7 protein-coding genes are annotated in these 6,606 nt (G+C 40.9%); 3 read left to right on the top strand and 4 right to left on the bottom strand.

Translation table 11 applies throughout. The features are described 5' to 3' along the window. Positions 1-719: protein kinase domain-containing protein (locus ACKPEB_RS06850; RefSeq protein WP_408964115.1), on the bottom strand; the 719-nt coding region annotated here is incomplete at its 3' end. A 339-nt stretch (positions 720-1,058) separates the two neighbouring features. Continuing rightward, complete coding sequence (locus ACKPEB_RS06855; protein ID WP_408964116.1) at positions 1,059-1,532, bottom strand: universal stress protein; 474 nt, start codon at positions 1,530-1,532, stop codon at positions 1,059-1,061. 145 nt (positions 1,533-1,677) lie between these two features. Between ACKPEB_RS06855 and leuB the strand changes: the two genes are divergently transcribed. Then, a complete protein-coding gene (gene leuB / locus ACKPEB_RS06860; RefSeq protein ID WP_408964117.1) occupies positions 1,678-2,766 on the top strand; it encodes a 3-isopropylmalate dehydrogenase in 1,089 nt (362 codons plus the stop codon). 217 nt (positions 2,767-2,983) lie between these two features. On the opposite strand, the gene fghA is transcribed toward leuB, so the two are convergent. Beyond that, entirely contained in the window at positions 2,984-3,835 is an 852-nt protein-coding gene (gene fghA / locus ACKPEB_RS06865; protein ID WP_408964118.1) for an S-formylglutathione hydrolase, read from the bottom strand. Positions 3,836-3,986: 151 nt separating this feature from the next. Here fghA and ACKPEB_RS06870 point away from each other — a divergent pair, with 151 nt between their 5' ends. After that, positions 3,987-4,610, top strand: a complete 624-nt coding sequence (locus ACKPEB_RS06870) for a ribonuclease III domain-containing protein (protein WP_408964119.1) — start codon at positions 3,987-3,989, stop codon at positions 4,608-4,610. A 164-nt stretch (positions 4,611-4,774) separates the two neighbouring features. Here the strand turns inward: ACKPEB_RS06870 and ACKPEB_RS06875 are convergent, their stop codons facing one another. Next, the gene (locus tag ACKPEB_RS06875; RefSeq protein WP_408964120.1) at positions 4,775-5,884 is read right to left on the bottom strand and encodes an S-(hydroxymethyl)glutathione dehydrogenase/class III alcohol dehydrogenase; all 1,110 of its coding nucleotides are present in this window, start codon (positions 5,882-5,884) and stop codon (positions 4,775-4,777) included. Positions 5,885-5,967: 83 nt separating this feature from the next. On the opposite strand from ACKPEB_RS06875, the gene ACKPEB_RS06880 reads away from it, so the two are divergent. After that, a partial coding sequence (locus ACKPEB_RS06880; RefSeq protein WP_408964121.1) for a solute carrier family 23 protein occupies positions 5,968-6,606 on the top strand: 639 nt, incomplete at its 3' end.

Below are 6,606 nucleotides of genomic sequence, written 5' to 3' on the forward strand. Positions count from 1 at the left end.
GGTGAAATTTTAGTCAATAGATAAAAACAAGTTGCTCCTAAACTATATAAATCAGTAGCGGGGTAAGCATCTCCCCCTTGCATTTGTTCCCGACTTGCATATCCATCAGACCCAACACGGGTTCCTACTTGAGTATGTATCACCGTTGCCGATAAATCTTTCGCTACGCCAAAATCAATTAATACATATTCCCCATTTCCACGACGCATAATATTATCGGGTTTGAGGTCACGGTGAATCACCTTTTGCTGGTGAATAAATTCGAGAACAGGTAACAAACTGATTAATAATTCCTTAACTTGCGGTTCTGTCCAAACCCCTTGTTTTTGTAAGATTTTATCTAAAGTTTCCCCTTCAATATATTGCTGAATTAAATAGAGTTGATTATTTTCTGAGAAATAAGCCGATAATGCCGGAATTTGGGGATGATGTCCCAGTTGTTGCAGTTGTTTTGCTTCTCGTTCAAATAATTCTAAGGCTTTTTGTAGTCCTGCTGTTCCTTGCATCATGGGGACAAACTGTTTAACTACACATTTCTCATTCAGTTTATCCCGATCTTCGGCTAAATAAGTCCGACCAAACCCCCCCTGACCCAAAAGTTTAATCATGCGAAACCGTCCCCGCAGCAAGTCAGGTATGGGGACACCGCAGCTTTGACAGTAAACCGTATTATCGGGGTTGTCTGGGTTCGGACATTGGGGGTTAATGCAGCATTTCATTATCGTAGAGGGATAAAATTGTACTGGGATTTTCTTTGATTTTATATAAGCCCTACAATTCATTTTACTGCATTTCTGACAAGCGGTTAAAAGAGAGTTAGGAAAATTAATAATAGTTTAGGGATTTTGGGGAGAAATCTTGAGGTAAAATGCGATCGCTATAGCTCTGATATCTATTGCAGGTGTTAGGGCGAGGAGACATCGCCCCTACAATTTGTTGATCTAATTTTTCTATGCAATATTTCTGTCATTCTGAGCACAGCGAAGAATCTTTACTCTTATTCAAAACGCTAAAGAGATACTTCGTTTCACTCAGTATGACTTTTAATAATAGGAGTTTTAATCTTCAGGGTGTTGTACAACTAAGACCGAACATTTAACGTGATGCACAATATAATTGCTGACACTACCTAAAAATAATTCAGCTAATTCTGAACGGTTGCGTCTGCCAATTACCACTAAATCAGCATCCCATTTTTTAGCTGTTTCTCGTATCCAATATCCCGCTTCTCCAATTTGATATTCCGTTTCTATCTCAACTCCTTGCTGTTTAGCATAACTCACAAAAGTTGATAACCATCCCGCCACTTCATTAATTTCTTGTTCAATTAATTCATGTTGAATTTGTGCCACCTGATTTAACCGTTGACCATATAAATCGCCCGGAGAACCTAAAATCATCGGTGATACACTAATCGCATGAAACAGTTTTAACTGACTTTTATAAAGTTGAGCCAGTTGTAACCCTTGGTGAAAGACGAACTCTGCGTGGGTACTGCGATCAATTGCGACTAAAATTTTTTGATATTCCATGTCCCTGCCCTCCTTCATCTATATAATCTATTTTACGCTAAATTTGTTCAAATTTGACCTGAGAATGCTATAGTAAAAGGTTGGGCGATCGCTGAGGAGACTCAAACATCGTCTGACCTAATTGTTTTTGTTAGTACCCAGGATTATGAGTCAAAACTACCGCATTACTCTGCTTCCAGGCGATGGCATCGGCCCTGAAATTATAGCGGTGGCCGTCGATGCGTTAAAAGTCGTCGGGAAGCAACTAAATATTACCTTTGATTTTCATCAAGCACTGATGGGGGGGGCTGCTATCGATGCGACTGGAGAACCCCTCCCGGCGGAAACCCTAGAACAGTGTCTCAAGAGTGATGCGGTATTGTTGGCAGCCATTGGGGGGTATAAATGGGACAATTTACCCCGCCATCAACGACCTGAAACCGGGTTATTAGGGTTACGAGCCGGATTACAATTATTTGCGAATTTGCGTCCAGCCACCATTTTACCTCATTTAATCGATGCTTCTTCTTTGAAAAAAGAAGTAGTGGAAGGGGTGGATATTATGGTTGTCCGTGAACTGACGGGCGGTATTTATTTTGGACAACCGAAAGGGATTTTTCAAACGGAAACGGGGGAAAAACGCGGTGTCAATACAATGGCTTACACCGAATCAGAGATTGACCGGATTGGTCGAGTTGGGTTTGAAACCGCCCAGAAACGTCGGGGAAAACTTTGTTCTGTAGATAAGGCAAATGTTTTAGATGTATCTCAGTTATGGCGCGATCGCATCACCGAGCTTGCCTCAGAATACCCCGATGTCGAACTATCTCATTTATATGTGGACAACGCAGCGATGCAGTTAGTTCGCGCTCCCAAACAGTTTGATACCATTGTCACAGGGAACCTGTTTGGCGATATTCTTTCCGACGCAGCGGCGATGTTGACGGGAAGTATCGGAATGTTACCTTCTGCGAGTTTAGGAGAATCTGGCCCTGGGGTGTTTGAACCGGTTCATGGTTCAGCGCCGGATATTGCGGGACAAGATAAAGCCAACCCCCTCGCTCAAGTTTTGAGTGCTGCGATGATGTTACGCTATGGTTTAGATCAACCTGCGGCGGCTGAACGGTTGGAAAATGCGGTTTTAAAAGTTTTAGATTGGGGATACCGCACGGGGGATATTATGTCAGAAGGAATGAAATTAGTCGGTTGTCAGCAAATGGGAGAAATGTTGTTAAAGGCGTTAGAAGAAAATTAAGTCAAACACCAGAAACCGGGTTTTTGTACGACTGGGATATGGAGTCAATCATCTTGAAAAAAATCCGGTTTCTCAACTCATCTATATAGGCATAAACCTCTACTGGGGTTAATTCCTTTCATCGAGCATTAAGTTGAGTTGTTTGGGTTGGTTTGATGGGATTAAAAATTATGGAAGTCGGTGACTAATCGGATCAAACCTCAAGGCTCATTTTCTGCTAGATTGAAGTTAAGGCGATCGCATGATGACGAATATGATCTTCCATAAACGTTGCGATAAAATAATAACTATGGTCATATCCGGGCTGCATTCGTAAAGTTAAAACTTGTCCAACGGATGCACAAGCTCTTTCAAACACTTCTGGGAATAATTGACTGTGTAAAAACGGGTCAGCCGTGCCAATATCAATTAAGATAGGACGGTTAAAGTTTCCTCGCTGTACTAACTCACTCGCATCATAATTGCGCCAATACTCCTGATTCGCTCCTAAATAAGCTTGAAATGCTTTTTGACCCCAAGGACAACGCATCGGGGCCATAATGGGAGCAAACGCAGAAACCGATAAATATTGTTCAGGGTTGCGTAAAGCACAGACAAGCGCCCCATGTCCCCCCATAGAATGACCAAAGATTCCGATTTGATTGGGAATAACAGGAAACTCTGTGGCGATGAGTTGGGGTAACTCCTCAACCACATAACTGTACATCCGATAATGACGACTCCAAGGTTCAACGGTTGCATCCACATAAAACCCTGCTCCCGTACCCAAGTCCCAGTCGTCATCTTCCCCTGGTGTTCCCGTATTCCGGGGACTGGTATCAGGTGCAACCACCATTAACCCATATTTGGCGGCTAACCGTTGGACTCCGGCTTTAATCGTAAAGTTTTCTTCCGTACAGGTTAACCCTGAAAGGTAGTAGAGTACGGGAACACAGTGAGATTCAGCTTGGGGTGGTTGGTAGAGGGAAAATCCCATCTCGCTATGACAAGTCGTCGAAAAATGGCGATAGAAGCCGACTTTACCGCCAAAGCATAAATTTTCACTGATTCGGTTTAATGCGGAGTTCATGGGTTAAGGGTTGACGGTTGACGGTTGAGTGATCTTCTGTGAACAGTCCCCAAAGTTATTTTATCAATCTTAAAACGACCTCTGGTGTTCCGTAATTTCCCGTTAATATTCTGTAGCTCATCTTTAATTAAATCTGAAAATCTTTTTGATCATGATTAATCAAAATTTTGTTAAACACCAACTTAGAATAGAGGCATTTCAGCATCCAGAATTATTAGAAATTGCCTTAACTCATCCTGATGCCATTGCGGAAAATTTAGACTTAAAGCCGGATGAACAAAAGTCCAGAACCTTAGAATATTTGGGAATTAATCATTTAGGTTCTAATCTGTTTAGCCAAATGGTGGATGATTATTTATATTTGCACTGTTCCCATTTAGGTTTAGCAACCCGAACCTTATTAAAAAGTGATTTGCTTAGTCTGGGAATCTTAACACAATTAGCATTAAAAATCAAGCTAGATCAGGAAAGTGATTTAGGGACGAACTATCCGTTAAAACCCGACTTTGAACAACAAAAGATCTTATCAGAATTATTTGAAGCCTTGGTGGGTGCAGTTTATTTAGAATGGGAGCGGGATTTTGAACAAACCTATAATTGGTTAGCCAATCAATTTTTAGCGGAGGTTGTGAATCAAATTCTAATGGATTTGTTTGTTGAGGGGGTTGCGACTGCGGATTGGGATGCTAATTTTTATCCTTGGTTTGGTTCTAACTCGTTAACTTGTCCTTCTCAAGCCTCCCCATCAGAATCAACCTCTCTTTTCTGTTCATAAAATATACGGGTATTTTTGACTTCAAATGGGGTGTATTCAGATTAACACAATATTGCGGAAGTCTCAATGCAATCACTGGTTTTCTTTTTTGTTGCAGCTTTGGGAGCAATCATTTGTCTGGTGGGGACAATAATTATTCTGTTTGCTCCCCATCGAAATGTGTTTTAAAACGTGACTACCGTCCGAATTGATTCGCCCTTGTGCATCAAATCAAACGCTTCATTAATGCGGTCAATGGGCATAACATGGGTAATTAAATCATCAATATTAATTTTACCTTCCATATACCAATCGACAATTTTAGGAACATCCGTTCGACCTTTTGCGCCCCCAAAAGCCGTTCCTTTCCACACTCTTCCGGTGACTAATTGAAAGGGACGGGTACTAATTTCTTGACCCGCACCTGCGACCCCAATAATCACACTCACTCCCCAACCTTTATGACAACATTCTAAAGCTTGACGCATCACCTTAACATTACCAATACATTCAAAACTATAATCAGCACCACCTTGAGTTAATTCGACTAAATAAGAAACCAAATCTCCATCAATCTCTTGCGGGTTAACAAAATGGGTCATCCCAAATTTTTCAGCCATGGCTTTTTTAGCCGGGTTAATATCCACCCCAATAATTTGATTAGCACCTACCATTTTTGCCCCTTGAATTACATTTAATCCAATCCCGCCTAAGCCAAACACCACAACATTTGCACCCGGTTCAACTTTAGCTGTATTAATCACAGCACCAATTCCCGTTGTTACCCCACAGCCAATATAACAAACTTTATCAAAGGGGGCATCTTCCCGAATTTTAGCTAAGGCAATTTCCGGTAAAACTGTATAGTTAGAAAAGGTCGAAGTGCCCATATAATGATGAATCATCTCACCATTTTTTGAAAACCGACTACTCCCATCCGGCATTAAACCTTTACCTTGAGTGCCCCGAATAGCTTGGCATAAATTGGTTTTAAAACTTAAACAATATTCACATTGACGACATTCGGGAACATATAACGGAATCACATGATCTCCAGGTTTTAGACTTTTTACCCCAGAACCTACTTCAACAACAATTCCCGCGCCTTCATGACCTAAAATAGTGGGAAATAATCCTTCAGCATCATCACCGGAAAGGGTAAAAGCATCGGTATGACAAACCCCTGTTGCTTTAATTTCGACTAAAACTTCTCCTTCTTTTGGGCCTTCGAGTTGAACCGTTTCTAAGGTTAACGGTTTTCCAGGTTCCCACGCAACGGCGGCTTTAACATCCATAGTTGACCTTCGGTAAATTTACCGGTAAAAAATTTATTATTTATAATAACGGATATGCGTTCAATGAATAACTCGGAGATCTCATGAATTCTAATTCGACTTTAGGAGCCATTGCTCGTTTTTTTGAATTTGAAAAACTTCAGACTAATTTTAAAATTGAAATTTTAGCCGGAGTGACCACCTTTGTCACTATGGCTTATATTTTAGTGGTTAATCCGGCAATTTTATCCAATGCCATTTTTCTGAACACTTCCGGGGATTTATTCGGAGAATTAGTGATTGCAACAGCGCTCGCCTCCGCCTTAGCAACCTTAGTGATGGGATTATATGCCAAATATCCGTTTGCGTTAGCACCCGGAATGGGATTAAACGCTTATTTTGCCTTTTCAGTGGTGTTAAAATTAGGAATTTCTTGGCGGGTAGCACTAGCAGCTATTTTAATCGAAGGCTTACTTTTTATTGCTTTAACTTTAAGTCAATTTAGAACTCAAATCATTACTGCTATTCCTGAAGGCATTAAACACGCCGTCGCCGCCGGAATTGGTTTATTTATTGCCTATATTGCTTTAACCGGTGCAAAAATTATTATTCCTTCAGAAGCCACCACTACCATATTAGGAAACTTAAACGACCCGACGGTTTTAATTACCCTGGCTGGAATTTTAATCACCTCTGCTTTAATTGCTCGTCGCATTACGGGTGCTTTATTATTCGGAATTTTA

Origin of the sequence: Planktothrix sp., assembly GCF_046067725.1 — a bacterium.
In the GTDB taxonomy this organism is placed as follows: domain Bacteria; phylum Cyanobacteriota; class Cyanobacteriia; order Cyanobacteriales; family Microcoleaceae; genus Planktothrix.

Excerpts from the sequence above, each read along its gene's own strand:
- ACKPEB_RS06870 (WP_408964119.1), top strand. The coding sequence starts at position 3,987 with ATGATTAATCAAAATTTTGTTAAACACCAACTTAGAATAGAGGCATTT.
- leuB (WP_408964117.1), top strand. The coding sequence starts at position 1,678 with ATGAGTCAAAACTACCGCATTACTCTGCTTCCAGGCGATGGCATCGGC.
- ACKPEB_RS06855 (WP_408964116.1), bottom strand. The coding sequence starts at position 1,532 with ATGGAATATCAAAAAATTTTAGTCGCAATTGATCGCAGTACCCACGCA.
- ACKPEB_RS06875 (WP_408964120.1), bottom strand. The coding sequence starts at position 5,884 with ATGGATGTTAAAGCCGCCGTTGCGTGGGAACCTGGAAAACCGTTAACC.
- fghA (WP_408964118.1), bottom strand. The coding sequence starts at position 3,835 with ATGAACTCCGCATTAAACCGAATCAGTGAAAATTTATGCTTTGGCGGT.